Consider the following 26,335-nt stretch of genomic DNA (forward strand, 5'->3'; position numbering starts at 1 on the left):
TTTATAAAAAAACTCTAAAAAAGTAAACTTTTAACTTGCAATAAAAGCAAGGAATCTGTATAATAGAAGGGTATGTGTTCGACACATACTTGTGGGAGGTAAAAATCTTTAATTACCGAAAGAACCACAATAGGAGGATTTTATATCATGGCTAAAAAAGTCGAAAAACTCGTAAAACTTCAAATTCCTGCAGGTAAAGCTACTCCAGCTCCACCGGTTGGTCCAGCATTGGGTCAAGCAGGTATCAATATCATGGGATTCACTAAAGAGTTCAACGCTCGTACAGCTGACCAAGCTGGTATGATCATCCCAGTTGTTATCTCTGTGTATGAAGATAAATCATTTGATTTCATCTGTAAAACACCACCAGCTGCTGTTCTTTTGAAAAAAGCTGCAGGTGTTGAAAAAGGTTCAGGCACACCAAACAAAACTAAAGTTGCTTCAGTAACTCGTGCGCAAGTACAAGAAATCGCTGAAACAAAAATGCCTGACTTGAACGCTGCAAACATCGAATCAGCAATGCGCATGATCGAAGGTACAGCTCGTTCAATGGGATTCACTGTTACTGACTAATCTGTATCAGTAGAAATCGTAACCGATTTATTGAAAACACAAGGAGAACATATCTAATGGCTAAAAAAAGCAAACAAATGCGTGCTGCTCTTGAGAAAATCGACAGCACAAAAGCTTACAGCGTTGAAGAAGCTGTAGCACTTGCAAAAGAAACAAACTTTGCAAAATTTGACGCAACTGTAGAAGTTGCTTACAACTTGAACATCGACGTTCGTAAAGCAGACCAACAAATCCGTGGTGCAATGGTATTGCCAAACGGTACTGGTAAAACTGCTCGCGTATTGGTATTTGCTCGCGGTGCAAAAGCTGAAGAAGCAAAAGCTGCTGGTGCAGACTTCGTTGGTGAAGAAGACCTTGTTGCTAAAATCAATGGTGGTTGGTTAGACTTTGACGTCGTAATCGCTACACCTGACATGATGGCACTTGTTGGTCGTCTTGGTCGCGTGCTTGGTCCACGTAACTTGATGCCAAACCCTAAAACTGGTACAGTAACGATGGATATTGCTAAAGCAGTTGAAGAGTCTAAAGGTGGTAAAATCACTTACCGTGCTGACAAAGCAGGTATCGTTCAAGCGATCATCGGTAAAGTATCATTTGAAGCTGACAAATTGGTTGAAAACTTCAAAGCTTTCAACGATGTTATCGTAAAAGCTAAACCAGCTACAGCTAAAGGTACTTACATCACAAGCCTTACAATCACTACAACACAAGGTGTTGGTATCAAAGTTGATACAAACTCATTGTAATTTGTAATGCAAAGACTGTCTTCGGGCAGTCTTTTTTGTGTTGAATTTTTGCAATCCACCCAGATTTTGGGTAAGATATGGTTATAAATGTGTAAAGGAGAACATGATGGACCAATATGTAAAACCAGTTGTTTGGCGCTGGGAAGATGAAAATAATGCTCCTTCAGGAAATAGACCAACGGCAGGTAGCCGATTTGAGCAAACATTACCCAAAGGGGAGCACCGTTTTCAAGTTTATTCCTTGGCAACGCCAAATGGCATTAAGGTACCCATCCTTCTAGAAGAGCTACTTGAATTAGGGCATCAGGCTGACTATGATTTGTTTAAGGTGGACATCGGGAAAGGAGAGCAATTTGGGTCGGAGTTTGTGGCGCTTAATCCTAATTCAAAGATTCCTGTACTGTTGGACCAAGAGATAGGTATCAATGTATTTGAGTCTGCCAATATCTTACTTTATCTGGCAGAGCAATTCTCAGCCTTGATTCCGACTGACTTGGCAGAGCGCACGCAGGTGCTCAACTGGCTTTTTTGGCAAACGGGTGCAGCTCCATTTGTTGGCGGCGGCTTCGGGCATTTCTTCCACTATGCACCGACTGCGCAGCAATACCCTATCGACCGCTATACTATGGAGACCAAGCGTCAGCTTGATTTGCTGAACCAGCAATTGGCACAGCATGCTTACGTAGCGGGCAAAGAGTACAGTATCGCAGATGTGGCAATTTGGTCATGGTATGGTCGCCTGTTAGATGGAAATTTGTATCCAGGCGCCGCAGACTTTCTTGATGGACCGTCTTACACACATGTATTGGCCTGGGCAGAGAAAATCAAAAATCGACCAGCTGTTCAGCGGGCTTTAGCAAAAGAATATCAACCTATGGAAGGATAAAATCTGAAAATAATAAAAAGCAAGGAATTCCTTGCTTTTTATACTCTATAAAACTCTTGATTTTTTAAGACAAGTTCGCTGACAGCTGAATATTTTTTGAGATTTTTCAGTTCGCTTGGATTGGTAACAAGTGTGATGACAAAGCCTTTTTTGCCCATGCGACCAGTTCGGCCCGCACGATGAGTATAGACTTCCAAATCACGTGGCACTTCAAAGTTGAGAACACATTCGAGTTGGTCGATGTCCATTCCACGGGCAACTAGGTCTGTTGCGAGGAGGAGATTGATATCATGTTGCTTGAATTTCTCGATGATAACCTTGCGGAATTTGACATTGACGTCAGAAGCAAGCGATATGACGTTTGCTTGGCGATAGGTCAGCTTTTCTTCGGTCGCGCCTAGGTCAGATAGACTATTGAAAAAGGCTAGCGCGCGGAAATCGGGGATATTGGACAGTTTGCGCAAGAGCTCAATCCGGTCGCGCTTGTCAACCATCATGTAATAATGCTGAATATTATCCAATTTTTGGTCTTGTAGGTCCAATTTAACCACATCACTAGCTAATTTGCTTTCATCAAACTTAGCAGTCGCACTCATGTAAATCAGCTGATGGTCCCGTGGTGCATAGCGAAGAATTTTATCCACGAAATGGTACTGAGAGTCGCTGAATAATTCGTCAAACTCATCTAGGATGATGGTGTTGACGTTCATCATCTTGATTTTTTTTAATTTGATGAGCTCAAAAATCCGACCTGGCGTTCCGATGAGAATTTCCGGTCCTTTTTTGAGTCGTTCGATTTGTCGTTTTTGACTGGAGCCAGATAGGAATAATTGGGCTGTGAGTCCGATTGGTTCGGCCCAAGATTTGCAGACGTCAAAGATTTGACCGGCTAGCTCTGTATTTGGAGCCAAAAGGACTAATTGCTGGGCTTTTTTGGGTGTAACTTTTAATAAGCTAGGCCAGAGGTAGGCCAGAGTTTTACCGGTTCCAGTTGGACTGATACCGAGCACATTGTTCCCAGACGTGATGGGAACGAAAGCTGCCTCTTGGATGGCTGTAAATTCTGTAAAATTAAGTGTTTCTAGCTGTTCTTGCCAACTAGTTGGAAATTGTTCCTGCATGTAAATCCGCCTTAAATGTAATGTTTGCGCTTTGGCGCATAGTGTTAAGTGTTTCGTGGACAGCTTGAGCATCATCTAGCCAATGCTCAACCGCTGTCTTGTCTTGTGTTTGAATGGCTTGGGCGAAGGCTTGAGCTTCTTCTAGCATTTGGTGGGGAGCTGCCGTGATTGGTAGGCTTGTACTTGTTCCGTCGTAGCTAGTGAAAATAGCTGAGCGAACATCCTGACAATCGTTTAAGACCAAGGTTCCGTCGGTAGTGTAGATTTCGCTTGGAAGATTGCTCGTCAGGTTTTTTCCGGCTTGAATCGTCACCGGAAAGGTGTCATAAATGAGTTGGCCTACACCATTGACATCAACGGTATTTGGCAGCTGCACAGCTGTGTAGTGAGCAGTAGCAGGCTTGCCAATCAGCCCAATCGCTGCATAAAGCGTGTAGACGCCGAGGTCCATGAGCGCCCCGCCTGAAAAGTCAGATGAAAAGATATTAGGCTCTTTCCCAGCTAATAGGGCACCCATTTTTGAAGAATATTTTGCGTAGGTAAAATGTCCGCCGATAACCGTTTTTTCAGCCAAGAAGTTCCGAATAATCTGGAAAGCCTGTTCTTGGTAGTTGCGAGCGGCTTCAAAAAGAAAGACTTGGTGTTCATCTGAGAGCTGGCGCAAGTATGCCAATTCAGCAGGTGTGGATACCATTGGTTTTTCAATAATGGTGTTCTTGCCAGCTTTTAATGCCAGGCAAGCTTGCTCAAAATGGAGCGAATTTGGGCTTGCAATATAAACCACGTCCATGTCTGACGCGAAAAAATCATCCAAATTTGTAAAGAGACTGACATCCTCGTAGTCTTTTGCAAAGTCTTGAGCTGTTTCCAGACGACGTGAGTAAAGAGCTGTAAAGCGATAGGCCTGCGAAAGATTTGCCGCAGCAATAAAGTGATGAGAGATAGCACTGGTTCCAATAATTCCAAGTTTTAACATGAATGACCTCCTTGGACGTTCTACCTTTCATTATAGCATGATTTTTGGTAAAATAGGTGGAATGAAGAAAGAGGAGAGAGAGATGATTCAAAAAACCATTATTATCGGAGTGACTGGTGGTTCTGGAGGAGGGAAAACAAGTGTTTCCCAAGCAATTTTGGCCAATTTCCCTGATTCAAAAATTGCTATGATTGAGCATGATTCTTACTATAAAAATCAAGATCACCTGACATTTGAAGAGCGGGTTAAGACTAATTATGACCATCCATTGGCCTTTGATACAGATTTTATGATTGAGCAAATCAAGGAATTGATTGCAGGACGTCCGGTGGATATTCCCATTTACGACTATACTCAGCACACGCGTAGCAAGGAAACTTATCGCCAAGAACCTCAAGATGTTTTTATTATCGAAGGTATTTTGGTGATGGAAGACGAGCGCTTGCGCGATCTGATGGACATCAAGATTTTCGTTGATACAGATGACGATATTCGCATTATTCGCCGTATTAAGCGGGATATGGTTGAACGCGGTCGTAGCTTGGATAGTATTATTGATCAGTATACGACGGTTGTCAAACCCATGTACCACCAATTTATTGAGCCAACCAAGCGGTATGCAGATGTGGTGATTCCTGAAGGAGTCAGCAATGTGGTGGCCATCGACTTAATCAATACAAAAGTCGCAAGTATTTTGCAGGAGCGCAACTAATATGCCAAGAGAACGAATTTTACCACATATTATTTTAGGAATTATGTCATCAAATGGCGGAGAAATGCTGGGCAAAGACATTATCACCTTTTTTAATCGTGAAATTGGTGAATTCTGGCAGGTTGCCCATAGTCAAGTCTACCCTGAACTCAAGCGGATGGCCACTGAAGGCTACTTGACCTGTCATGGTTTACCGGACAATGACAAAGAAAAAATGTACCGTTTAACTGCCCACGGTCAAGAAATGTTGGACGAGTGGTTGGCTATTCCCAACCAAGAAACGCCCAAGCAACGAGACATCTTTTCACTCAAAATGTTTTTCATCCAAAAGATGGACGATCAGCGGATTCCGGGTTTGTTGCAGGGGCAGATTGATATTTTGGAATCGCATTTGGCGCATATGGAAGGCCGAAAAGCGACCTTGTTTGCAGATCAGGCAGCTATTGAAAATAATTATGGCCATTATTTGATTCTTCGTCGTGCGATTGCGCGCAACAAGAGCCAACTTGAATGGCTGAGAGAGATTTTAGAAGAAGTGAAGGCAGGATAGGAGACTATTCTGCTTTTTTGTGGAATAGTTGACTGAATTCACAAAATTATCAGAAAATTCTTGACAAATAACAATTGCACTGCTAAAATAGGATTATCACATTTCAAGGAGAATGCCAAATGGTGTCAAGTTATAAACAAAACTTGTTGTTGCGATCCGAGGGCTAGTGCAAATCAGCATTAGTCCTGTTTGGCTTACCAAGCGGGAAGGACATCTCGCTGGTTAAGTGAGATGTTTTTTTATCAAATGAAATAGAAAGTGGTGGAAGTATGCGTACAGTAGAATTTTTAGATACTAGTCTGCGAGATGGTGAGCAGACACCGGGGGTCAATTTTTCAGTTAAGGAAAAGGTTGCAATTGCAAAACAGCTTGAAAAATGGGGTATTTCAGCCATTGAAGCGGGATTTCCTGCGGCTAGTCCAGATTCATTTGCAGCAGTTCAAGCCATTGCAGCTGCTATGAAAAAGACAGCAGTGACAGGCTTGGCACGGTCGGTCAAGTCGGATATTGATGCCTGCTATGAAGCTTTAAAAGGGGCAAAATATCCTCAGATTCATGTCTTTATCGCTACCAGTCCTATTCACCGGGAGTTTAAGCTCAATAAGACCAAGGAAGAAATTTTAGCTGCCATCACAGAGCATGTTTCTTATGCCCGTAGTAAATTTGAAGTGGTGGAATTCTCTCCTGAAGATGCCACTCGGACAGAGCTTGATTTTCTTCTGGAAGTCGTTCAAACCGCTGTGGACGCGGGTGCCAGCTACATCAATATTCCAGACACGGTTGGATTTACCACGCCTGAGGAATATGGGCATATTTTCAAGTACTTGATTGAACATGTCAAATCTGACCGTGACATTCGTTTCAGTCCTCATTGCCATAATGACTTGGGAATGGCAGTTGCCAACACCCTTTCAGCTATCAAAAATGGTGCAGGTCGTGTAGAGGGAACTGTCAATGGTATCGGGGAACGAGCTGGGAATGCGGCCTTGGAAGAAGTGGCAGTTGCCCTTAATATTCGCGAGGACTACTATCAAGTGGCTAGCCCGATTGTCCTCTCTGAAACAGTTAATACGTCTGAGATAATTTCTCGTTTTTCTGGACTTCCAATTCCGAAAAACAAGGCTGTAGTGGGTGGAAATGCCTTTTCACACGAGTCAGGCATCCACCAAGATGGCGTCTTAAAAAATCCACTGACCTACGAAATCATCACGCCAGAATTGGTTGGGGTCAAGTCCAATTCACTGCCATTGGGCAAGTTGTCTGGTCGTCATGCCTTTATCGAGAAGTTAAAAGACTTGCAATTGGAGTTTGATGAGGCAGAAATTAAGACTTTATTTGCCAAATTCAAGGACTTGGCCGACAAGAAGCAGGATATTACCGACTCGGATATCCGCGCCTTGGTGGCCGGAACCACGGTTGAAAATGTAGAAGGCTTTCATTTTGGAGACCTCAAGTTGGCTTCACATACTGACGAAAGGATCACAGCGACCGTGACCATGGTGAATCAGGAAGCAGAAAGTGTCAACCTGGTGGCAGATGGAAAAGGCTCAGTGGAAGCAATTTTCAATGCTATTGACCAATTCTTCCATCAGGCAGTTCGTTTGGATAGCTTTACCATCGATGCCATTACCGACGGGATTGATGCCCAAGCCGCTGTAAATGTTACAGTTGAAAATGAAGATACAGATACCATTTTCAATGCGACAGGGATTGACTTTGATGTTTTGAAAGCCGCAGCGATTGCCTATATTAACGCAAATATCAAAGTACAAAAGGAAAATAGTCAGCCAACTACACCTTTATCTGAAAAAGATTTTCCAAGAAATGAGGACTAGAAATGACTAAGAAAATAGTTTCTTTAGCAGGTGACGGTATTGGGCCAGAAATCATGGCAGCCGGTCTGGAGGTTTTAGAAGCTGTAGCTGAAAAAATTGGATTTAGTTACCAAGTGGAGGCGCATCCATTTGGCGGAGCTGGGATTGACAGCCATGGTCATCCTCTTCCAGCTAGTACTTTGGAAGCTGCTAAGTCAGCGGATGCTATTTTGCTAGCTGCTATTGGCGGACCTCAGTATGACAATGCTGCAGTTAGACCTGAGCAAGGACTCTTGGCCATTCGACAGGAGTTGGGACTCTTTGCCAATATTCGTCCTGTACGGATTTTTAAAGCCTTAGAGCACCTATCTCCCTTAAAAGCAGAGCGAATTGCTGGCGTAGATTTTGTCCTTGTGAGAGAATTAACAGGAGGAATCTACTTTGGTCAGCATCTTTTAGAAGAAAATCAAGCACATGATGTCAATGATTATACAGCTGATGAGATCCGCCGAATTATGGTTCAAGCTTTTGAGATGGCAAGAACTCGCCGTAAAAAAGTGACTAGTATCGATAAGCAAAATGTTCTGGCTACGTCAAAATTATGGCGAAAAATTGCAGACCAAGTGGCTCAAGATTATCCAGATGTCACCTTGGAGCACCAGTTGGTGGACAGCGCAGCCATGGTCATGATTACCAATCCAGCCCGATTTGACGTCATTGTCACGGAAAATCTATTCGGCGATATCTTGTCGGATGAGGCTTCGGTCTTACCGGGAACTTTGGGTGTCATGCCGTCAGCCAGTCATTCGGAAAATGGCCCCAGTCTCTATGAGCCTATTCACGGATCGGCACCTGATATTGCAGGAAAAGGTGTGGCAAATCCGGTCAGCATGATTTTATCCGTTACCATGATGTTGCGGGAGTCGTTTGGCGAAATAGCTGGCGCGACCATGATTGAAGAAGCGGTTGAGCAAACCTTGGCCAAAGGGATTTTAACGCGAGATTTAGGAGGAACTGCCTCGACATCTGAGATGACAGAGGCCATTATCAATCAATTATGACAATCAAACAAGCAGGAATGCTACTCTTACTCATATGGAATATTGTCGTGTTTGCCATCTATGGCATAGACAAGGGTAAGGCTATTCGAAATAACTGGCGTACCCCTGAAAAAACATTATTGCTACTGAGTGTGTGTGGTGGGGGAATCGGTGCTTTTTTAGCCGGTCGATTTTTCCATCACAAGACACGTAAGTGGTATTTTCAAGCAACTTGGGTACTGGGAATTTTAGTAGACCTTGCCCTTTTTTACGGAATTTGGAGGCTAGAATGAGTGGAAAAAGTATTTTTGATAAATTATGGGACCGCCATGTCATTCATGGAAATGAAGGCGAACCTCAGCTCATGTATGTGGACCAGCACTACATCCATGAGGTGACTAGCCCCCAAGCCTTCGACGGTTTGCGAGAGGCGGGGCGTCGTTTACGGAGACCGGAATTGACATTTGCGACTTTTGATCACAATGTACCAACGGTTGATATTCACAATATCCGTGATGTGATTTCGAAGGCACAGATGGATGCCTTGGCTCGAAATGTGGTGGAATTTGATGTTGAAACTGCTGAGCATGGTTCGGACAAGCAAGGCATTGTACATATGGTCGGTCCGGAAACTGGTCGAACTCAGCCGGGGAAATTTATCGTCTGTGGAGATAGCCATACAGCGACACACGGTGCTTTTGGTGCCATTGCTTTTGGTATTGGGACATCGGAAGTAGAGCACGTCTTTGCGACCCAGACCATTTGGCAGGTCAAGCCCAAGCGTATGCTGGTCAAATTTGTCGGAAAACCGGGCAAGGGTGTTTACGCCAAGGACTATATTATGGCGCTGATTGCCCAATATGGTGTGGCTTGTGGTGTCGGCTATGTAGTCGAATACGCGGGTCAGGCAGTAGCAAATCTTTCGATGGAAGAACGTATGACCATCTGCAATATGTCCATTGAATTTGGCTCCAAGATGGGCTTAATGAATCCAGACCAGAAAACTTATGATTATCTTCGCGGTCGAGAGTGTGCACCGGCAGATTTTGAAGCAGCGGTGGCAGACTGGCAGACCTTGGTTTCAGATGAGGATGCAGTCTATGACAAGGTCATCGAGATGAATGTAGCAGACTTGGCACCTATGGTCACTTGGGGAACCAATCCAGCCATGGCAGTCTCTTTCGACCAACCATTTCCAGCTATTCGTGACTTCAATGATGAGCGAGCCTATCAGTATATGGGCAGTCAGCCCGGCGACAGAGCTCAGGATATAGACTTGGGTTACGTTTTTCTTGGCTCTTGTACCAATGCACGATTGAGTGATTTGCAGTTGGCAGCTAAGATTGTCAAGGGCAAGAAAATCTCTCCAAATCTAACAGCCATCGTGGTACCGGGATCTCGTCCGGTCAAGCATGCTGCTGAGAAACTTGGTTTGGATAAGGTTTTCATGGATGCGGGATTTGAATGGCGGGATCCCGGTTGCTCTATGTGTCTGGGAATGAATCCTGACAAGGTACCGAGTGGTGTGCACGCTGCTTCAACTAGCAATCGAAATTTTGAAGACCGTCAAGGCTTTGGCGCTCGGACTCATCTGTGTAGCCCAGCTATGGCAGCAGCGGCAGCAATTGCAGGCCGATTTGTGGATGTACGACAGTTGGCTGAATTAGAGGAGGTCTAGTGTGCAAGAATTTACGATTTACAGAGGGACAACAGTTCCTCTTATGAATGACAATATTGACACCGATCAGCTCTTGCCCAAGCAATTTTTGAAGTTGATTGATAAAAAAGGTTTTGGGAAATACTTGCTCTATGCCTGGCGTTATCTGGATGATGCTTACACGGAAAATCCTGATTTTATCCTAAATCATGCCCCTTATCGTAAGGCCAGTATTTTGATTAGCGGCGACAATTTTGGGGCAGGTTCTTCGCGGGAACATGCGGCATGGGCCTTGGCAGACTATGGTTTTCGTGTGATTATTGCGGGTTCTTTTGGTGATATTCACTATAACAATGACCTCAATAATGGGATTTTACCCATTGTCCAACCTCGTGAGGTGCGGGAAAAGTTAGCTGGGCTAAGTCCGGACCAAGAAGTGACGGTTGACTTGGAGCAGCAGAAAATTATCTCACCAGTTGGAACATTTGACTTTGACATGGATGCTGACTGGAAGCACAAGCTCTTGAACGGCCTAGATGACATCGGCATTACCCTGCAATATGAGGACTTGATTGCCCAATATGAGCAAAAACGCCCTAGTTACTGGCAGCAAAGGAAATAACTAAATACAAAAAAACGAACAAAAGTACTTACTTCTAGGAGTAGGTGCTTTTGTTCGGCTGAGAGGTAGGGAGGGCAGAAAGTCTACTTGTAGGTTCGCTGACAATTCTGATTTGAGGTAAATCGGATTTACCCATTCATTTTGCGTCGTTCCTCTATCAATACTTTAAACCGTTTAACTGCACCGACTGTTCGGTGGTCCATAAACAAGCTCGTATTTGTATCTAATTGGTCAGTCTTTTTCATCTCCTCATCTGTTAAAGTGAAGTCAAAGAGGTCAAAATTTTCTTGCATTCTTTCTTTTTTAGATGATTTACAGTTTGTAGAAACACCTTTTGATAGAGCCATCGTAGAATGATTTGTGTGACGCTCTTATTGTAGTGACTACCGATTTCTTGTAAGGTTGTATTGGTAAAAATACCATCTTTTCCTTCTCGGAAAAGTCCCCAAGCCTCGGCAAGAACACCTTCTGATTTCATATTTTCAATCGCATCATTTTGCACAAAAAATGGGTTAATTTCAATTTGATTGACTTGAGGGACTTCTTCGCTAAACTCTGCAATATCCGTCAATCTGTCTGGATAGAAGTTAGAGACGCCGATTGCTCGGATTTTTCCTGCTTTTTTCAGCTCAATCAAAGCCCTGTAAGCACCATAATAATCACCGAAAGGCTGATGGAGCAGTACCAAATCAACATAGTCTAACTGGAGTTTTTTCAGGCTTTCTTCTACGGATGTGATGGTTTTGTCGTAGTCATAGTGGTCAATCCAAACTTTTGTGGTTACGAAGTATTCTTCTTGTTTTAGTCCAGATGCTTTCAACGCATTTCCTAGTTCTTCTTCGTCGTAATAACTTTGTGCGGTATCAAATTTTCGGTATCCGACTTCAATCGCATCTAATACGGCTTGTTCTGTTTTTTCTCTGGGAATTTTAAAGACACCAAAGCCAATTGCTGGCATTTGTACACCATTATTTAAGGTAAAGTATTGCATGTTAGTCTCCAATCTGCTTGTATGTTGACATTATGGCACAAAGTTCTTTTTTTAGCCAGTAAGGTAGAAGTGCTCACAGTCGGAAGTGCTTTCTCTTCACATTATATGGTATAATACCCTTATGAAAACACAAGAAAAAATATCACAGTATCAGTTGTTATTGGCTCAGCACGAAGCTCTCTTAGATGGGGAATGGAATGCTTTATCCAACCTTTCAAATGCCTCTGCCTTGTTAAGACAGGCCTTGCCTAATTCTGTTTTCACAGGATTTTACCTTTTTGATGGACAAGAATTGATGTTGGGACCCTTCCAAGGTCATGTTTCTTGCGTCCATATTGCACTAGGAAAGGGTGTCTGTGGCGAATCCGCTCAAACAGGGAAAACCTTGATTGTGGATGATGTGCGGACGCATGCCAACTACATTTCTTGCGATAGCACAGCCATGTCTGAAATCGTGGTGCCCATGGTAAAAGATGGGAAACTGCTAGGAGTATTGGACTTGGATTCGAGTTTGGTTGGGGATTATGACGCTATTGACCAAGAATTTTTGGAGCAATTTGTTGCCATTTTGATTGAAAAAACGAACTGGAATTTTGCCATGTTTGGAGAGAGAAACTAATGTACCAAGCGCTTTATCGAAAATACCGCAGCCAGACCTTTGAGGAAATGGTGGGGCAGGAAGTCGTTGCCACAACGCTTCGTCAAGCTATCGAGCAGGAAAAAATTAGCCACGCCTACCTATTTTCAGGTCCACGTGGAACAGGGAAGACTTCGGCGGCCAAGATTTTTGCCAAGGCCATGAATTGCCCTAATCAGGTGAACGGGGAGCCTTGTAATGACTGCTACATCTGTAAAGCTATTACGGAAGGTAGTCTAGAGGACGTCATCGAAATCGATGCAGCTTCCAACAATGGTGTGGATGAGATTCGTGAGATTCGAGATAAGTCTACTTATGCACCGAGTTTGGCCAAATACAAGGTCTATATCATCGATGAGGTCCACATGTTGTCCACAGGGGCTTTCAATGCTCTCTTGAAGACACTGGAAGAACCAACTGAAAATGTGGTTTTCATTCTTGCGACGACTGAATTGCACAAGATTCCGGCGACAATTTTGTCCCGTGTGCAACGTTTTGAATTCAAGGCTATCCAGACGTCAGCTATCCGTGCGCATTTGGCTTGGATTTTAGAGAAAGAAGGGATTTCTTACGAGGAGCAGGCTCTGGCAATGATTGCTCGTCGCGCAGAAGGTGGGATGCGGGACGCCTTGTCTATCCTAGACCAAGCTCTCAGTCTCAGTCAGGAAAGTCATGTCTCCCTTGCCATTGCAGAGGAAATCACAGGCTCTATCAGTCTTTCTGCTCTGGATGATTATGTGACAGCGGTGCGGCAAGAGGATGCAGTGGGAGCATTGGCGCAGCTTCAGACCATTTTTGACAATGGAAAAAGTATGACACGGTTTGCGACGGATTTGCTTCATTACCTCAGAGATTTGATTATTGTCCAAACTGGTGGGGAAAATACGCATTTTAGTACGGCATTTACGGATAATCTCTCACTGGAACAGAGTCAGATTTTTCAGTTGATTGGTCAAGTGACCAAGGGGCTCTCGGATATCAAATCCAGTCCCCAGCCTAAGATTTATGCTGAGATGCTGACCATTCAATTGGCGCAGACCAAGGCTGTTCAGCCAGCGGATGCTATTCCTGAAAATATTGCTCAGCAGATTGCTGGATTGCAATCTCAAGTTGTCGCCTTGCAAGAAAAGGTTAATAGCCTTTCGACCCAATCGGTAGAAGTCAAACCAGTCAGTCGCAAGACTCAGACACGCAAGGCCTATCGTCCGGATACCAATCGCGTACACTTGATTTTGCAAGAAGCGATGGAAAATCCAAATCTTGCGCGTGAAAATCTCATCCGCTTGCAGAATGCTTGGGGAGAAGTGATTGAAAGTTTGGCTGGCGCGGATAAGGCGCTCTTGGTGGGGTCAAAACCAGTAGCCGCCAATGAAAATCATGCTATCTTGGCCTTTGACTCGCGATTCAATGCCGAGCAGACCATGAAGCGGGACAATCTCAATACTATGTTTGGCAATATTCTTAGCACTGCCGCAGGCTTCTCGCCTCAGATTTTAGCCATTGCTGAAGAAGATTGGTTGGCAATTCGCGCGGAGTTCTCAGCCAAGGTCAAAGGGCAAAAATCAGAGACTGTTGAAGAAAAGGAAGAGTCGGTCCTCCCAGACGGTTTTCAATTTTTAGCGGATAATGTGACTATTATGGAGGATTAGACATGAGTGTTGAGCTGATTGCTCTAACTCTAAATAGTACAAAAAATGAGCAATGCCTAGCTTGTCTTTAAAGTGATACAAAATAAGACTTTTTACCATCAGAATCATGATTCATGTTGGTAAAAAGTCTTATTTTTTTAAAAATTTGAACTAATTGTTGATTTTTTTGAATTTATTGCGAATAGTTTAATTGAGAACGAGAGTTCAACTAAATAGAAAAGGAGATAAAATATGAATTCAGTACTTGAATTGGAGGCATTGCCAGTAGAATACACACGATCATATGGATGGAAGCTTTGCGGATCAACGATTGTGATTTGTGGTGTTACGGGAGCAGGCTAATAGTTTGTTGGGCAGGTATGGATTATTCTATGCCTGCCAATTTTAAAGGTATAAAATATGGATTTATTAAAAAATGCAATTACTAGTTTCAAATCCATTGCTCAAGAAGACAATGGGACGTGGGTTTATTATGCTTTTGGGAGTAAACTTAAAAATCAGGGTTGGAAGATACATATTAGTAGTCAGATGACAGATGCTCTTGCTATTTTTGAACGGGTCTCACAATTGTTATTACAAGAAAAATGTAATTTCAAGGTAGCTAAAAATAGTCAAGTGTTAGCAGAAATCAATTCTCCTAGAAATAGTACTCCAACTGCTAACAAATTTATAACGATTTATCCGAATGATGGCGAAAAAGCTAGAAAATTAATTTTTCAGCTGAAAGATTTGTTAAAGGATTATCAAGCTCCTCAAATTATGAGTGATCATCAATGCGGGGCAAATTCGCCAATTCATTATCGATATGGTGGTTTCCAAGCGCAGCGGGTATTTAATCAAGAAAAGAATGAAGTACTCTACATGGTAGAAGATGATAAAGGGATTCTTGTGGAAGATATTCGGAGGAGTTCACCGTATACTCCAGAATGGGTAGCTCCATTATTTTCTGAAGAAGAAACGAAATATTATTTTTCAAATGGAAAAGAAACTTCAGTAAGTTCAAAACTTAAAGATTATCATTTTATTTCTATCATAAAAAAATCAAATCGGGGAAATGTGTATCGAGCTATCAAAAAAGATACAGAACAGTCTGTAATTATCAAACAAGCTAGACCTTTCGTAGGAAATGACTCCAAAGGAGAGTGGTTTGCAGTAGATGAATTAAAAAATGAGAAAATGATGCTACAGGAATTTTCAGATAAAAGTTATACTGCTGATTACGTAGATGATTTTTATGTGGATGGAAATTATTTTTTGGTTCAAACGGAAATAGCTGGAAACAATTTTTTTGAGCTAGTCTTAGAGAAAGGGATTTCTGCTAGACAGAAAGAAGAATATATTCGAAATATTATTCAAATCGTTAATGAACTTCACCGTTCAGGTTATTTGTTGATAGATTTGTCTCCAACGAATTTTATCTATAGAGAAAACGGGCAAGTAATCTTAATTGATTTAGAAAATATTAGTAAAGAAAAGAATCCGGTTAGACGAGTTCAAACACCAGGGATGTTGAATCAAGATAAGGATTTATCAGTTGCGACGATACAGCAAGATTATTTTGCCCTTGGTATGGTGGCACTGGCTATTTTGCTAGGACACGTACTTCCTTTTTCAAAAGGAGATGAAAAATCAAATTTTAGTCTCTTACAAAAGGTATTGTTGGCGATTGATTTTGCAGTGGAGTCGGATAATATAACACCATTGCAAGCGAATTGGATAAAAACGGTGTTAATGATGAGTGAAACGACACGGATTGTTCAAGATATTCCAATGCTCTTTGAAGATAAAAGTAAGGTACCTATACGACCTCATCCAGTTCAGTTTCCATCAAATAATTTTCATGAAGAACTTGCTGTCATCATAGATGGTTTATTAGAACGAACGGTAGATAAGCGTGGTAGAATTGCTAAATCAAGTGAATTTGGCGAATTTGTTAGTCCACAATCAATGCAACATGGCTTGGCTGGTTATCTAATAATGACGAATAGAGTTCAGGAGGAAAAGACAGAGAAAATAAGGAATTTAATTTCTCGAGTTGAAGAAGTGATAAGTGTACTACCGCCTTCTGGTTATGAGAATTCCTTACTATTTGGGCGTGCAGGTTATTTATGGTCGATGCTTGAACTTTTCCAAACTAGTAGCGCGATCTATTATCGCTCTATTTGTGAGCATATCAGTCAAACGCTAATGGAAAACTACCACAGTGAGCAACATGTAGATTTTGCTTTGGGAAAAGCTGGCATACTCTTATCTTTAATGAAATATGCAAGTATTATAGAAGATGAACGAGTTGATTTGTTTATTAAAGAGAATATTCAAGAGATTTTCCAATCTTTTTCCACTACAACGGCTAATACTTTGATAGAATTTGGCTTTGCCCATGGTCAGGCGGGTCTTGCTTATGTATTGCATTGCTATTCTCAATTTTATGAGGATCCAACTTATGATAAAGTAATACAAAATTTTTCGAATACTATTGCAGATAAAATAAAAAATCAATTAGTAGTCGGCTTTGATAAATTGGAATCGCTAGATTATTCATGGTGTGAAGGTTATTCTGGTTTATTATTGTACTTGTGTTTAGTTGAACAGAAAAAATATCATTCATTGTTGATCCAAGTTCAAAATGAACTGTTTAAGCAGCATCTTAACATGGGAACAAGCTATTGCCATGGTTTAGCTAGTCTCTTACAAACAGTTGTATATACAGAAAATGAAGAACTGTATGAAAAAATTGTAGCTATCTTGCTCACACGATCTTATCGAAATTCAGATGGATATCTGATTTTTCAAAGTGAAGATCCTAGTCAATCAGTTTTTGACTTTGGTACAGGAACACTTGGAGTTTACTGGACAATTTTAAAAGAGAAATTTTTATTTAGTTTAGATAGGAAGTGAAAATATGAATGTTTTTCTAAAAAACAGAGATTTTAGACAACTTGCGCTGAATCAAAGTATCTCTTTATTGGGTGATACTATGTTTTATTTGGCGATTATGCAAGCAGTATCGGGTTATTCCTTTGCTCCATTGGCGGTTTTACTAATCACTGTTTCGGAGCAGTTGCCGCAGATACTTCAGTTATTTATCGGAAGCTTTGCAGATTTTCAAAAAAATAGAATTACCAAATGTTTAGTATTAGGTTTTATGAAGTTTATTCTCTATAGCTTTGTAGCAGTATTATCAGGAAGCGATTTAACAATTCTAAGTGTTGCAATTATTTGTATTATCAATTTATTTTCTGATATGTTTGGCCGATTTACAGGTTCAATGATAACTCCTATATTTATAAAGTTACTTAGTGAAGATGTTGCTGAAGCAATGGGCTTTAATCAAGCAATTGGGAGCGTTGTGCAAGTATTTGCCAATCTTTGTGGTGGGGTAGCCTTAGGCTTTGTCAGTCTGCAATGGTTTGCGATAATCAACGCTTTGACTTTCCTATTTGCTTTTGGTGGATTATTTTATATTCGTAAGGATTTGAGAGGGTATGAAAAAGAACTACCGCAGGTAACAGACTTTAATGTGAAAAATTATTTCCTACATATTTGGCAATCGTTACAAGTATTGTTTCATTTTTCAACAGTGTTAAAGTTGTATACAGTAGTAGCAATTGGTCAAAGTATTTTAGGTATGATGATGCCTTTATCTAGTTTATTGTTGATGAAACATAGTTTTCTGGGGTTGTCGATAGGATTTTCCTTAGGGTTATTATCTGTTATTATTTTTCTAGGAATGCTATTTGGGAATGTGGGTACAGCTTTTTTGATGAAAAAAATATCTATACAACAGGCTATTCTATTTTCTAATTTAGCAAGTTTTCTTATGACACTGGGGATATTGTTTTCAAGTTTTGGTTTAATTCTCCTTGGCGCTCTCGGCAATGCCTTCTTCTTGGGAATAATCAATCCAAAACTTCAAGAATTATTTTTTAAACAAATTCCAGAAGATAAAATGGGCGCAATAGAATCTGCTCTGGGTTTCTTGTTGACGTGCATAGTCAGTTTGTTATCTATGTTTATGGTGTTTGTGGCAACACAGCACACGGAATTAGCAGCCTATCTATCAATGGGAATTTTAGCTTTTGCAAGTTTTTTATTATTGAAAATTAAGTCCGTGAAATAGCAAAAAAACAGCCTATTGGTTGTTTTTTTGCTATACTAATGATATGAGAGTTTCACAATTTTTATTTTTAGCTATTTTTACGGCTCTTGCGACTTACTGGATGAATGCAGCTTTTCTTGCAGGAGATTATTTCTGGGCTTGCTTGTATGCTTTTTTTGTTTTCCGCAATCTGCGTTTTAGTTACCGTGTAACAAAATTTATTGAGGCTGTGACGACTCGTCCCAAGAAGAAAGACTAATTTCCCCGCTAGATAAGATTTTTTCCTGCCCGCTATTCAATCGGACGAACAGTTCACCTTTGTCTGTGATAGCAGTGGCGATTCCCTCATATGCTAGTTGATTTTCCATAAAGCTCACTTGTTTGCCGAGAACGAGTGAGTTTTCTTTATAGATAGCCACCAGTTGGTCGTCGGTATAAGTGAAAAAGACACGCCAGATTTCTGCGATGAGTTCATTGCGCGTAATGCTAGGCACCTCTTGAAAAAGGTTACCGGCCTTGTTTTCTAACTCTTTTGGGAAATGGTCCAAGTGAAAGTTCAGTCCGATACCAATCATCATATCAGTGACTGTTTGATTTTCAATGGATGAAATAGCCTCTGTCAATATTCCTGCCATTTTTTTGTTATGGAGGTAGATGTCATTGACCCATTTGATTTGTGGCTGAAGACCGGTTAGATTGTTAATAGCTGTGACAATAGCTGCCGCAACTAGGACGGTATAGGGCTTCACCTGAGAAAAGGAAGCCTGGGGCGTCAGATGAAGAGTCATATAAATGCCGCCTGCTTGGGCAAAAAATGCACGACCAAATCGACCACGCGCCGCTTCTTGATTGGGAGCTAGATAAATTGCAGGAGCGCTATTCCCCTTTTCCAATCCGATTTTGGCATCCAACTGTGTCGAGCGACTAGTTGGGTTGTAGTGGACAGGCAGGTCGAGTTGCTGGGAAATCCAATCGGAAACCAGCAGGTCTCCTTTGATAAGTTTATAGCCGACATTTTGTACGGCATTAATCACAAGTCCTTGTTTTTCAAGTTGCTGGATGGCTTTCCAAACGGCTGTACGTGAAATTCCCAGTCCCTTTGCCAATTCTTCACCGCTGATAGCACTGGCGGATTGTGCCAGTAGGAGATAAATTTTTTCGTATGTTTTCATACTATTAGTATAACAAAAATATCCTGATAGATGGTATAATGGAGTCATGCAAAAAGGAGGCTTCATGAATACACTTGATTATATTGTAAAATTAACCAATACCCCATCTCCAACGGGCTTTACTACAGCTATCATGGATTACATTAAGGCAGAGGTAGAAAGTTTTGGCTATGCTGCGCATAAGACACCTAAGGGTGGTGTCATGGTTTCTGTTCAAGGGGAAAATGACCAGGAACACCGTGTGGTAACAGCTCACTTGGATACTTTAGGTGCCATTGTCCGTGCGGTTAAACCGGATGGTCGCCTTAAAATGGACTTGGTTGGTGGATTTGGTTATCCGTCTATCGAGGGAGAAAACTGTTTGATTCACGTGGCAAGCAATGGAAAAACTTATACAGGTACCATTCTCATGCACCAAACTTCCGTTCACGTTTACCGCGATGCCAATACCGCAGAGCGCAATCAAACCAACATGGAAATTCGTTTGGACGAAAAAGTAACGACTGCTGCTGAAACGCGTGCTTTGGGAATTGAAGTTGGTGACTTTATTTCCTTTGATCCGCGGACAAGAGTGACAGAGTCAGGTTTCATCAAGAGCCGTCATTTGGATGACAAGGTGTCAGCTGCCATTTTGATTCATCTCTTGAAAGTTTACAAAGAAGAAGGAGTCGTCCTTCCTTATACGACTCATTTCTACTTCTCAAACAATGAGGAAATTGGCTACGGTGCTAACTCTAGTCTCCCTGCTCAAACAGTGGAATACCTAGCGGTGGATATGGGTGCCATGGGTGACGACCAACAAACGGATGAATACACGGTTTCTATCTGTGTCAAAGACGGTTCAGGCCCCTATCACTATGAATTGCGCCAACACTTGGTTGCCTTGGCTCAGGAAAATCAGATTCCATTCAAATTAGATATTTATCCTTACTACGGAAGTGATGCTTCGGCAGCGATGCGAGCTGGTGCGGACGTACGTCACGCTCTTCTTGGTGCTGGTATCGAGTCAAGCCACTCCTACGAACGGACCCACATGGATTCAGTTGTTGCAACGGAAAAAATGGTGGATGTTTATTTGAAGTCAGCTATGATGTAATAAAAAGAGCTCTGTGAGGAGCTCTTTTTATATATCACTTGAGAAGGTATCACCGTGCTGGATGTCGCCGTATTGGTATCCGCGTTTGAACCATTTTTGACGTTGGGCGGACGAGCCGTGCGTGAAGCTATCTGGAACAGAAGTACCATAGGCGGCTTCTTGGAGGGTATCATCTCCGACAGCATGAGCGGCAGCTAAGGCTTCATCGATATCGCCAATTTCTAAAAGCCCCTGCTGTTTGACATATTTGGACCACGCACCAGCATAATAATCAGCTTGCAGTTCCAGACGAACATTCAGAGCGTTGGCGACTTTTTCTGATTTACCTTGGCGGGCACGTGTGTAGCTGTCCATCGTACCGACTTGATTTTGGACGTGGTGTCCGACCTCGTGGGCAATGACATAGGCCATAGCGAAGTCGCCTGCCGCATTGTATTTGGTGGATAACTCTTTGTAAAAACTGAGGTCGATATATACTTTTTTATCTGCTGGGCAGTAAAATGGGCCAGCTTGTGCACTTCCAACTCCGCATCCGTTGGTCTGAGTTTTCCCAGAGTAAAGAACCATGGTTGGTGCTTGGTAAGATTTACCATTTTGGGCAAATTCTTCTTGCCAAAAGTCTTCGGTGGATTGGAAGATTTTGCTGACAAAAACAGCATCCTTGTCTGATGCAGAAGGAGAAGCAGTCTGCTGTGTAGAATAGTTGGCTTGGTACGAACTAGCGCCAAACAGGTCTCCTAAATTCATGCCTCCACCGACAAAGGCAACAATGAGGATAAGAATAACTAGCCATTTTCCTCGTCCAGAAGACATCAGAAGTTGCAGGAGCATTCCCAAACCATTTCCAGATCTACTTGAATACTGGTTGCCGGATTGACCACGACGGTCTTCGACATGTTTACTTTGTTCTAAATCATCTATTTTCATAAGATACTCACTTTCCCTTTTATTATATAGTAAGAAAGTCAAAAAGAAAAGCCAAGCACTCTTTTTTTATCAGCCTTTTCATAGTATAATAAAAGAAAAATTGGAGGTGATTTTGTGGAGAATCGATTAGCGTGGGATGAATATTTTGCAGCGCAGGCCTTGCTGATTGCCAATCGTGCTACTTGTAAGCGGGCCAAGGTTGGTGCGGTCTTGGTCAAGGACAATAAGGTCATCGCAACGGGCTATAATGGTTCGGTGTCAGGGACAGAACATTGTCTAGATAGGGAGTGTCTCATGGTAGATGGCCATTGTGTACGGACTATTCACGCAGAAATCAATACCATTTTACAAGGTGCAGAACGCGGTATTCCGAAAGGATTCACGGCTTATGTGACACATTTTCCCTGCCTCAATTGCTCTAAGCAGTTGCTCCAAGTAGGTTGTAAGCGCGTGGTCTACATCAATGAATATCGGATGGATGAGTACGCAACCTATCTCTACAAAGAAAAAGGTTGTGAATTGGTACATTTGCCGCTAGATGTTGTTAAAAAAGCGATTCAAGATGCAGATTTTATCTAGAAAGGGAAATAGTAGCAACCCAATATGAAGGATACATTCTTGCAGCAAGGATGTATTTTTTATACAAGTGACTATTTTTTGATAAAATTTTATGCTAGAATAACTATAACTAAAAAACATAAAGGGGATACAATATGAAAAAGAATGTATTCATAAAGCTCATTTTGATTCTGTGCTTATTTTTAAGTGTTGGAGCGCTTGGAAATGCAACTGTCTGGGCAGCTACGAATCGAGGTACGGATGTCACCGTGGCTAGCCCAGGAAATACTTTGATTACCGTAGACGGTACTTTTGTGAGTCCAGGGAAACAAAGGGTTCTAGATAGGATCAATCAAATCCGTCAAGAAGCTGCCAGAGAAGGCTTGGCAGACAAGTACGTACCGATTAAGTGGTCTTATGATCTAGAGGTCATTGCGCAAACGAGAGCGGCAGAAGCCTACCTTCATCAGGCCCACCAACGCCCGAGTGGAAAGGATACATTTTCTATCAGCTCGAATGGTGTTTCGTCTTTCGCAGAGAATTTGGCTTGGAACTATGCAGAGAATGCCGATTCTATGATGAAGGCGATTGAGCAATTTTATAGTGAAAAAGCGGACTACGTTACCTACAAGAAAACGGGTGTCTCGAAAGGTCAAACTGGCCATTATGTCAGTATGATCAATCCAGCCTACAATCACATGGGGATGGGGACTTTTATTGGAGATCGTCGCTATTTCCATACATCTGCACAAGCTTTCTCCCATAAAACTGGTCTGAATGAAAGTGCAACTGGACAGTATGGTGCCTTTTCTCAAACCATAGAAGTCCAGTCCAACCGCTTGTCCAATATAAAAATTGAGAGCAAGAACTCAGCGATTGGAGCAGGTGCTCCAGAGACTGCGACGCTGTCTGGCACCGTCATCGTCGATGGTTTCCAGAATGGAAGTGTTACAGCACATTTTCCAGCTGTCCACTGGTCATCGTCTAATGGAACGATTGCCCAAGTTGATAGCAATGGAATGATTACAGGTTTAAATTCTGGATCAGTTACCATTACCGCACGTTCAGGCGGTGTTTCAGCAACAAAAACATTCACAGTCAAAGCGATTCAGTCCATCCAGCCAGTATCAGCAGCAACGAAGGCGGGTACAGCTGTTGTTCTACCTAAGACTGTGACCGCAATCTGGTCAGATGGCAGCAAGACACAAGAAGTGGTGACATGGCCAGCAGTAGATGTTACGAATGCGGGGACTACTGCTAAAACAGTTACTGTAAATGGTAAAATTGGGAAATCATCGCTTCCAGCTAAGGCGATAGTTACTGTACAGGGGATTTCCTCTGTTGAAAATGCCAGTGTAGCCACAAAATCGACTGTAGCTCCGAACCTGCCTGCGATGGTTAAGGTGACTTGGACAGATAAGTCGACCTCAACTGAAAAAGTAACCTGGTCAGCTCTTAAACCAACAGATTATACCAGCAACGCAAAAAAAGTGGTTACGGTTTCGGGGACAGTAGCTAAGACAAATTTGAAATCTAAACTATTCCTGACAGTCCATGCGATTACAAGCGTTTCGAAGCCAGCTATTTCTACAAAATCCGGAACAGCTCCTGCCTTGCCGGCAACTGTAAAAGCGACATGGACCGATGGTAGTACGACCAATGAAACGGTCAAATGGTCAGCAGTTCGAGCAACAGATTATACCAGTCATACCAAGAAGGCATTTCAAGTATCTGGTGTTGTTTCAAAAACAAATCTAACTTCAACAGCCAGCGTCACGGTGCATGCTATTACACGTTTGTCATCACCAAGCGTCTCCACTAAAACTGGAATTGCGCCACTCTTGCCGACAGGTGTAACAGCAACCTGGTCAGATGGCACTACAACGGTTGAAAAGGTTACGTGGTCCGCTTTAAAAGCGGTAGATTATACCAGTGCGACGAAGAAAAATATCTCTGTTGCGGGTGCTGTTGCTAAAATCAACTTGAAAGCGACTGCGACTGTTACGATTCATACAATCGCAAATCTAACTCCTGTTAAAGTATCGACTATTTCAAAACAAGCACCTATTTTACCAGCAACTGTAAAAGCGACGTGGACAGACGGTAGTGTGACGGAAGAAGCGGTAGTCTGGCCAGCTTTAATTCCAGAGCAGTATACATCGCTGATTGGTGAAAAAGTAGTGATGGTAGAGGGCAGTTTGAAAAAGACCAGCTTAAAAGCCGTAGCGACTATTCAAATTATGTCTGAAGGCATTGCCATGTATCGTCTCTACAATCGAAACAACCTTGAGCATTTTTACACTGCAAGTATCAATGAACGAGACACATTGGTCCGAATCGGTTGGGGTGTAAATGAAGGCATTGGCTGGTATGCACCTGCTAGTGGTGCTCCAGTTTACCGTCTTTACAATAAAACCTTAAAAGACCACCATTATACAACCAGTGAAAATGAGAAAAATGTCCTTGTTTCAAAACATGGCTGGACCTATGAAGGAATCGCTTGGTATTCGGGCGGATCAAAACCGCTGTATCGCTTGTACAATCCGAAGTTAAAGATCGGTTCACATCACTATACAACCAGTGAAAATGAGCGAGATGTCCTTGTTTCTAAGCACGGCTGGAAGTACGAAGGCATTGCCTGGTACGGGATAAAATAATAGTTTCAAAAGACGGAGGCAATCTTCGTCTTTTTTCAGAAATAAATTGGCTCCTTAAGTGGATAATGGAATCAGAAAGAATTCACATTTAGACTATATTTCGGTAACATTTTGTGATAGAATGGCTGTAGAGTCCCGAAAAGGCGGTTTGACCGTCTAAAATTTTTATTGACAGCGTTGATTTGTCTTGCCGTACTCCAGTACTGCCTGCGACTGCATCGCCTCGTCACTAAAATTTTTAGCTCAGTCAAACTCAGCGTACAAGCTGAGGACCGGTTCTTTGTAACTCAACTTAAATGTCGGATACTAAAGTATCTCGTCATTTAACGTCAGCCGCTATTGGGCGGACTGACGAGTTGCCTTACTAGGTTTTTCTTTGCTTGTTGTCGAAGCATCGAAAAACCGTCGTAACTCGACAGTTTTTCCAACTTTTTAGATTGTTCTAAAAAGGGTAAGAAACTACGTTGAATGGTTTGATACGGATTGGTTGGACATTTACATTATTTTAAGGGGGGACATTTTTATGTCAGAACGTAAACTTTTCACGTCTGAGTCGGTATCTGAGGGGCACCCAGATAAGATTGCAGACCAGATTTCAGATGCCATTTTGGATGCTATTTTAGATCAGGATCCAGAGGCTCACGTCGCAGCGGAGACCTGTGTGTATACGGGTTCGGTACATGTGTTTGGGGAGATTTCTACAACAGCTTATGTGGATATTAACCGTGTGGTACGTGATACCATTGCTGAAATTGGCTATGATAAGGCAGAATATGGTTTTTCAGCTGAATCCGTTGGGGTACATCCATCATTGGTAGAGCAATCACCAGATATTGCCCAAGGGGTCAATGAAGCTTTGGAAGTTCGTGGGAATGCAGACCAAGATCCGCTTAATTTGATTGGTGCGGGAGACCAAGGTCTCATGTTTGGTTTTGCGGTTGATGAGACACCTGAACTCATGCCCTTGCCAATTTCCTTGTCTCATAAATTGGTGAAAAAATTGACCGATTTACGTAAGTCGGGAGAAATTGCCTACCTACGCCCAGATGCCAAATCTCAAGTAACAGTCGAATACGATGAAAACAATCAACCCGTTCGTGTGGATACAGTCGTTATCTCAACGCAACATGACCCAGAAGCGACCAATGAGCAAATCCACCAAGATGTGATTAACAAGGTCATTAAGGCTGTGATTCCAGCTCAATACCTTGATGAAGAGACCAAGTTCTTTATCAATCCAACTGGTCGTTTTGTTATTGGAGGTCCTCAAGGGGATTCCGGTTTGACGGGTCGTAAGATTATCGTAGATACTTATGGAGGCTATGCCCGCCATGGTGGTGGTGCCTTCTCTGGTAAGGATGCAACAAAAGTTGACCGTTCAGCATCATACGCTGCGCGTTACATTGCCAAAAATATCGTTGCTGCAGGCTTGGCAAAGAAAGCAGAAGTTCAGTTGGCTTATGCGATTGGTGTTGCCCATCCTGTTTCTGTCCGAGTGGATACATTTGGTACAGGCACAGTAGCAGAGTCTGCTTTGGAAGCAGCTGTTCGTCAAGTCTTCGACTTGCGCCCGGCAGGCATTATCCAAATGCTGGATTTGAAACGCCCAATTTACCGTCAGACTGCGGCTTACGGACATATGGGACGGACAGAGATCGATCTTCCATGGGAAAAATTGGACAAGGTGGATGCTTTAAAACAAGTTTTGAACTAAAAAACGAGCCGAGGTTCGTTTTTTTATATGGTTTACGATTTACTAAAAGCAAATGAAGGCAAGAGAGACATGGATGAAAATTGAAACACTAGCCTTATTTCTACCACTATGATATAATAAATGGATGTCTTTATGATG

23 protein-coding genes and 1 pseudogene are annotated in these 26,335 nt (G+C 42.2%); 19 read left to right on the forward strand and 5 right to left on the reverse strand.

The genetic code is table 11. The features are described from left to right. Nucleotides 1-147: 147 nt before the first annotated feature. The 3 genes from rplK to yghU all read left to right on the forward strand — a co-directional run bounded on the left by rplK (nucleotide 148) and on the right by yghU (nucleotide 2,205). Entirely contained in the window at nucleotides 148-573 is a 426-nt protein-coding gene (rplK, locus tag ABID27_RS00485; RefSeq protein WP_253362454.1) for a 50S ribosomal protein L11, read from the forward strand. Nucleotides 574-629: 56 nt separating this feature from the next. Further along, nucleotides 630-1,319, forward strand: a complete 690-nt coding sequence (gene rplA / locus ABID27_RS00490; protein WP_253362456.1) for a 50S ribosomal protein L1 — start codon at nucleotides 630-632, stop codon at nucleotides 1,317-1,319. Nucleotides 1,320-1,425: 106 nt separating this feature from the next. After that, the gene (yghU, locus tag ABID27_RS00495) at nucleotides 1,426-2,205 is read left to right on the forward strand and encodes a glutathione-dependent disulfide-bond oxidoreductase (protein WP_354279497.1); all 780 of its coding nucleotides are present in this window, start codon (nucleotides 1,426-1,428) and stop codon (nucleotides 2,203-2,205) included. Between the two features lie 38 nt (nucleotides 2,206-2,243). Here yghU and ABID27_RS00500 read toward each other — a convergent pair whose 3' ends face one another. Both ABID27_RS00500 and ABID27_RS00505 read right to left on the reverse strand, forming a co-directional pair. Further along, nucleotides 2,244-3,326: a DEAD/DEAH box helicase gene (locus ABID27_RS00500; protein ID WP_354279499.1), complete on the reverse strand. Its 1,083-nt coding sequence runs from the start codon at nucleotides 3,324-3,326 to the stop codon at nucleotides 2,244-2,246. Next, nucleotides 3,304-4,302, reverse strand: a complete 999-nt coding sequence (locus tag ABID27_RS00505; protein ID WP_354279501.1) for a Gfo/Idh/MocA family protein — start codon at nucleotides 4,300-4,302, stop codon at nucleotides 3,304-3,306. Before ABID27_RS00505 ends, ABID27_RS00500 begins: the two co-directional genes overlap by 23 nt. 82 nt (nucleotides 4,303-4,384) lie before the next feature. Between ABID27_RS00505 and udk the strand changes: the two genes are divergently transcribed. The 7 genes from udk (at nucleotide 4,385) to leuD (ending at nucleotide 10,697) form a co-directional block, all read left to right on the forward strand. Next, nucleotides 4,385-5,014, forward strand: coding sequence for a uridine kinase (udk, locus tag ABID27_RS00510; RefSeq protein ID WP_253362462.1), 630 nt, complete (start codon nucleotides 4,385-4,387; stop codon nucleotides 5,012-5,014). A 1-nt stretch (nucleotide 5,015) separates the two neighbouring features. After that, the gene (locus tag ABID27_RS00515; RefSeq protein ID WP_354279503.1) at nucleotides 5,016-5,564 is read left to right on the forward strand and encodes a PadR family transcriptional regulator; all 549 of its coding nucleotides are present in this window, start codon (nucleotides 5,016-5,018) and stop codon (nucleotides 5,562-5,564) included. Between the two features lie 269 nt (nucleotides 5,565-5,833). Then, nucleotides 5,834-7,399 carry a 2-isopropylmalate synthase gene (locus tag ABID27_RS00520; RefSeq protein WP_354279505.1) on the forward strand — a complete coding sequence of 522 codons (1,566 nt, stop codon included), beginning with the start codon at nucleotides 5,834-5,836 and terminating at the stop codon, nucleotides 7,397-7,399. A gap of 2 nt (nucleotides 7,400-7,401) precedes the next feature. Then, complete coding sequence (gene leuB / locus ABID27_RS00525; protein WP_354279507.1) at nucleotides 7,402-8,439, forward strand: 3-isopropylmalate dehydrogenase; 1,038 nt, start codon at nucleotides 7,402-7,404, stop codon at nucleotides 8,437-8,439. Beyond that, nucleotides 8,436-8,711, forward strand: coding sequence for a DUF1294 domain-containing protein (locus tag ABID27_RS00530; RefSeq protein ID WP_354279508.1), 276 nt, complete (start codon nucleotides 8,436-8,438; stop codon nucleotides 8,709-8,711). The genes leuB and ABID27_RS00530 overlap by 4 nt, the downstream gene beginning before the upstream one ends. Continuing rightward, nucleotides 8,708-10,096 (forward strand): 3-isopropylmalate dehydratase large subunit, encoded by a 1,389-nt coding sequence (leuC, locus tag ABID27_RS00535; RefSeq protein ID WP_354279510.1) that lies wholly within the window; start codon nucleotides 8,708-8,710, stop codon nucleotides 10,094-10,096. The genes ABID27_RS00530 and leuC overlap by 4 nt, the downstream gene beginning before the upstream one ends. A gap of 1 nt (nucleotide 10,097) precedes the next feature. Next, nucleotides 10,098-10,697 (forward strand): 3-isopropylmalate dehydratase small subunit, encoded by a 600-nt coding sequence (gene leuD, locus ABID27_RS00540; protein WP_253362475.1) that lies wholly within the window; start codon nucleotides 10,098-10,100, stop codon nucleotides 10,695-10,697. Nucleotides 10,698-10,825: 128 nt separating this feature from the next. On the opposite strand, the pseudogene ABID27_RS00545 reads toward leuD, so the two are convergent. Beyond that, nucleotides 10,826-11,688, reverse strand: a pseudogene (locus tag ABID27_RS00545) (aldo/keto reductase). A 121-nt stretch (nucleotides 11,689-11,809) separates the two neighbouring features. On the opposite strand from ABID27_RS00545, the gene ABID27_RS00550 reads away from it, so the two are divergent. The 5 genes from ABID27_RS00550 to ABID27_RS00570 all read left to right on the forward strand — a co-directional run bounded on the left by ABID27_RS00550 (nucleotide 11,810) and on the right by ABID27_RS00570 (nucleotide 18,332). After that, complete coding sequence (locus ABID27_RS00550; protein WP_354279514.1) at nucleotides 11,810-12,307, forward strand: GAF domain-containing protein; 498 nt, start codon at nucleotides 11,810-11,812, stop codon at nucleotides 12,305-12,307. Next, on the forward strand, nucleotides 12,307-13,974 hold the full coding sequence (gene dnaX, locus ABID27_RS00555; RefSeq protein ID WP_354279516.1) for a DNA polymerase III subunit gamma/tau: 1,668 nt from the start codon (nucleotides 12,307-12,309) through the stop codon (nucleotides 13,972-13,974). Before ABID27_RS00550 ends, dnaX begins: the two co-directional genes overlap by 1 nt. A 399-nt stretch (nucleotides 13,975-14,373) precedes the next feature. Next, on the forward strand, nucleotides 14,374-16,872 hold the full coding sequence (locus tag ABID27_RS00560) for a class III lanthionine synthetase LanKC N-terminal domain-containing protein (RefSeq protein ID WP_354279518.1): 2,499 nt from the start codon (nucleotides 14,374-14,376) through the stop codon (nucleotides 16,870-16,872). Between the two features lie 4 nt (nucleotides 16,873-16,876). Further along, the gene (locus tag ABID27_RS00565) at nucleotides 16,877-18,094 is read left to right on the forward strand and encodes an MFS transporter (RefSeq protein ID WP_354279520.1); all 1,218 of its coding nucleotides are present in this window, start codon (nucleotides 16,877-16,879) and stop codon (nucleotides 18,092-18,094) included. 43 nt (nucleotides 18,095-18,137) lie between these two features. Further along, nucleotides 18,138-18,332, forward strand: a complete 195-nt coding sequence (locus tag ABID27_RS00570; protein ID WP_253362483.1) for a DUF3272 family protein — start codon at nucleotides 18,138-18,140, stop codon at nucleotides 18,330-18,332. Here the strand turns inward: ABID27_RS00570 and birA are convergent. After that, complete coding sequence (gene birA / locus ABID27_RS00575) at nucleotides 18,292-19,245, reverse strand: bifunctional biotin--[acetyl-CoA-carboxylase] ligase/biotin operon repressor BirA (RefSeq protein ID WP_354279522.1); 954 nt, start codon at nucleotides 19,243-19,245, stop codon at nucleotides 18,292-18,294. The two genes, ABID27_RS00570 and birA, sit on opposite strands and share 41 nt — an antisense overlap. Nucleotides 19,246-19,309: 64 nt before the next feature. On the opposite strand from birA, the gene ABID27_RS00580 reads away from it, so the two are divergent. Further along, nucleotides 19,310-20,341, forward strand: a complete 1,032-nt coding sequence (locus ABID27_RS00580) for a M42 family metallopeptidase (RefSeq protein WP_354279524.1) — start codon at nucleotides 19,310-19,312, stop codon at nucleotides 20,339-20,341. A gap of 27 nt (nucleotides 20,342-20,368) precedes the next feature. Here ABID27_RS00580 and ypfJ read toward each other — a convergent pair whose 3' ends face one another. Continuing rightward, a complete protein-coding gene (gene ypfJ, locus ABID27_RS00585; protein WP_354279526.1) occupies nucleotides 20,369-21,268 on the reverse strand; it encodes a KPN_02809 family neutral zinc metallopeptidase in 900 nt (299 codons plus the stop codon). Nucleotides 21,269-21,382: 114 nt separating this feature from the next. On the opposite strand from ypfJ, the gene ABID27_RS00590 reads away from it, so the two are divergent. From ABID27_RS00590 to metK, 3 genes are all read left to right on the forward strand, one after another. Further along, nucleotides 21,383-21,847 carry a deoxycytidylate deaminase gene (locus ABID27_RS00590; protein ID WP_354279528.1) on the forward strand — a complete coding sequence of 155 codons (465 nt, stop codon included), beginning with the start codon at nucleotides 21,383-21,385 and terminating at the stop codon, nucleotides 21,845-21,847. Between the two features lie 134 nt (nucleotides 21,848-21,981). Beyond that, nucleotides 21,982-24,483 (forward strand): Ig-like domain-containing protein, encoded by a 2,502-nt coding sequence (locus ABID27_RS00595; RefSeq protein WP_354279530.1) that lies wholly within the window; start codon nucleotides 21,982-21,984, stop codon nucleotides 24,481-24,483. 523 nt (nucleotides 24,484-25,006) lie between these two features. Then, nucleotides 25,007-26,197, forward strand: coding sequence for a methionine adenosyltransferase (gene metK, locus ABID27_RS00600; protein WP_253362493.1), 1,191 nt, complete (start codon nucleotides 25,007-25,009; stop codon nucleotides 26,195-26,197). Nucleotides 26,198-26,335: the final 138 nt, after the last annotated feature.

This window comes from Streptococcus gallinaceus (genome assembly GCF_040545695.1).
Taxonomy (GTDB): domain Bacteria; phylum Bacillota; class Bacilli; order Lactobacillales; family Streptococcaceae; genus Streptococcus; species Streptococcus gallinaceus.

What these genes read in the sequence shown, in the direction of transcription:
- rplK (WP_253362454.1), top strand. Translation starts at nt 148, where the DNA reads ATGGCTAAAAAAGTCGAAAAACTCGTAAAACTTCAAATTCCTGCAGGT.
- rplA (WP_253362456.1), top strand. Translation starts at nt 630, where the DNA reads ATGGCTAAAAAAAGCAAACAAATGCGTGCTGCTCTTGAGAAAATCGAC.
- yghU (WP_354279497.1), top strand. Translation starts at nt 1,426, where the DNA reads ATGGACCAATATGTAAAACCAGTTGTTTGGCGCTGGGAAGATGAAAAT.
- ABID27_RS00500 (WP_354279499.1), bottom strand. Translation starts at nt 3,326, where the DNA reads ATGCAGGAACAATTTCCAACTAGTTGGCAAGAACAGCTAGAAACACTT.
- ABID27_RS00505 (WP_354279501.1), bottom strand. Translation starts at nt 4,302, where the DNA reads ATGTTAAAACTTGGAATTATTGGAACCAGTGCTATCTCTCATCACTTT.
- udk (WP_253362462.1), top strand. Translation starts at nt 4,385, where the DNA reads ATGATTCAAAAAACCATTATTATCGGAGTGACTGGTGGTTCTGGAGGA.
- ABID27_RS00515 (WP_354279503.1), top strand. Translation starts at nt 5,016, where the DNA reads ATGCCAAGAGAACGAATTTTACCACATATTATTTTAGGAATTATGTCA.
- ABID27_RS00520 (WP_354279505.1), top strand. Translation starts at nt 5,834, where the DNA reads ATGCGTACAGTAGAATTTTTAGATACTAGTCTGCGAGATGGTGAGCAG.
- leuB (WP_354279507.1), top strand. Translation starts at nt 7,402, where the DNA reads ATGACTAAGAAAATAGTTTCTTTAGCAGGTGACGGTATTGGGCCAGAA.
- ABID27_RS00530 (WP_354279508.1), top strand. Translation starts at nt 8,436, where the DNA reads ATGACAATCAAACAAGCAGGAATGCTACTCTTACTCATATGGAATATT.
- leuC (WP_354279510.1), top strand. Translation starts at nt 8,708, where the DNA reads ATGAGTGGAAAAAGTATTTTTGATAAATTATGGGACCGCCATGTCATT.
- ABID27_RS00550 (WP_354279514.1), top strand. Translation starts at nt 11,810, where the DNA reads ATGAAAACACAAGAAAAAATATCACAGTATCAGTTGTTATTGGCTCAG.
- dnaX (WP_354279516.1), top strand. Translation starts at nt 12,307, where the DNA reads ATGTACCAAGCGCTTTATCGAAAATACCGCAGCCAGACCTTTGAGGAA.
- ABID27_RS00560 (WP_354279518.1), top strand. Translation starts at nt 14,374, where the DNA reads ATGGATTTATTAAAAAATGCAATTACTAGTTTCAAATCCATTGCTCAA.
- ABID27_RS00565 (WP_354279520.1), top strand. Translation starts at nt 16,877, where the DNA reads ATGAATGTTTTTCTAAAAAACAGAGATTTTAGACAACTTGCGCTGAAT.
- ABID27_RS00570 (WP_253362483.1), top strand. Translation starts at nt 18,138, where the DNA reads ATGAGAGTTTCACAATTTTTATTTTTAGCTATTTTTACGGCTCTTGCG.
- birA (WP_354279522.1), bottom strand. Translation starts at nt 19,245, where the DNA reads ATGAAAACATACGAAAAAATTTATCTCCTACTGGCACAATCCGCCAGT.
- ABID27_RS00580 (WP_354279524.1), top strand. Translation starts at nt 19,310, where the DNA reads ATGAATACACTTGATTATATTGTAAAATTAACCAATACCCCATCTCCA.
- ypfJ (WP_354279526.1), bottom strand. Translation starts at nt 21,268, where the DNA reads ATGAAAATAGATGATTTAGAACAAAGTAAACATGTCGAAGACCGTCGT.
- ABID27_RS00595 (WP_354279530.1), top strand. Translation starts at nt 21,982, where the DNA reads ATGAAAAAGAATGTATTCATAAAGCTCATTTTGATTCTGTGCTTATTT.
- metK (WP_253362493.1), top strand. Translation starts at nt 25,007, where the DNA reads ATGTCAGAACGTAAACTTTTCACGTCTGAGTCGGTATCTGAGGGGCAC.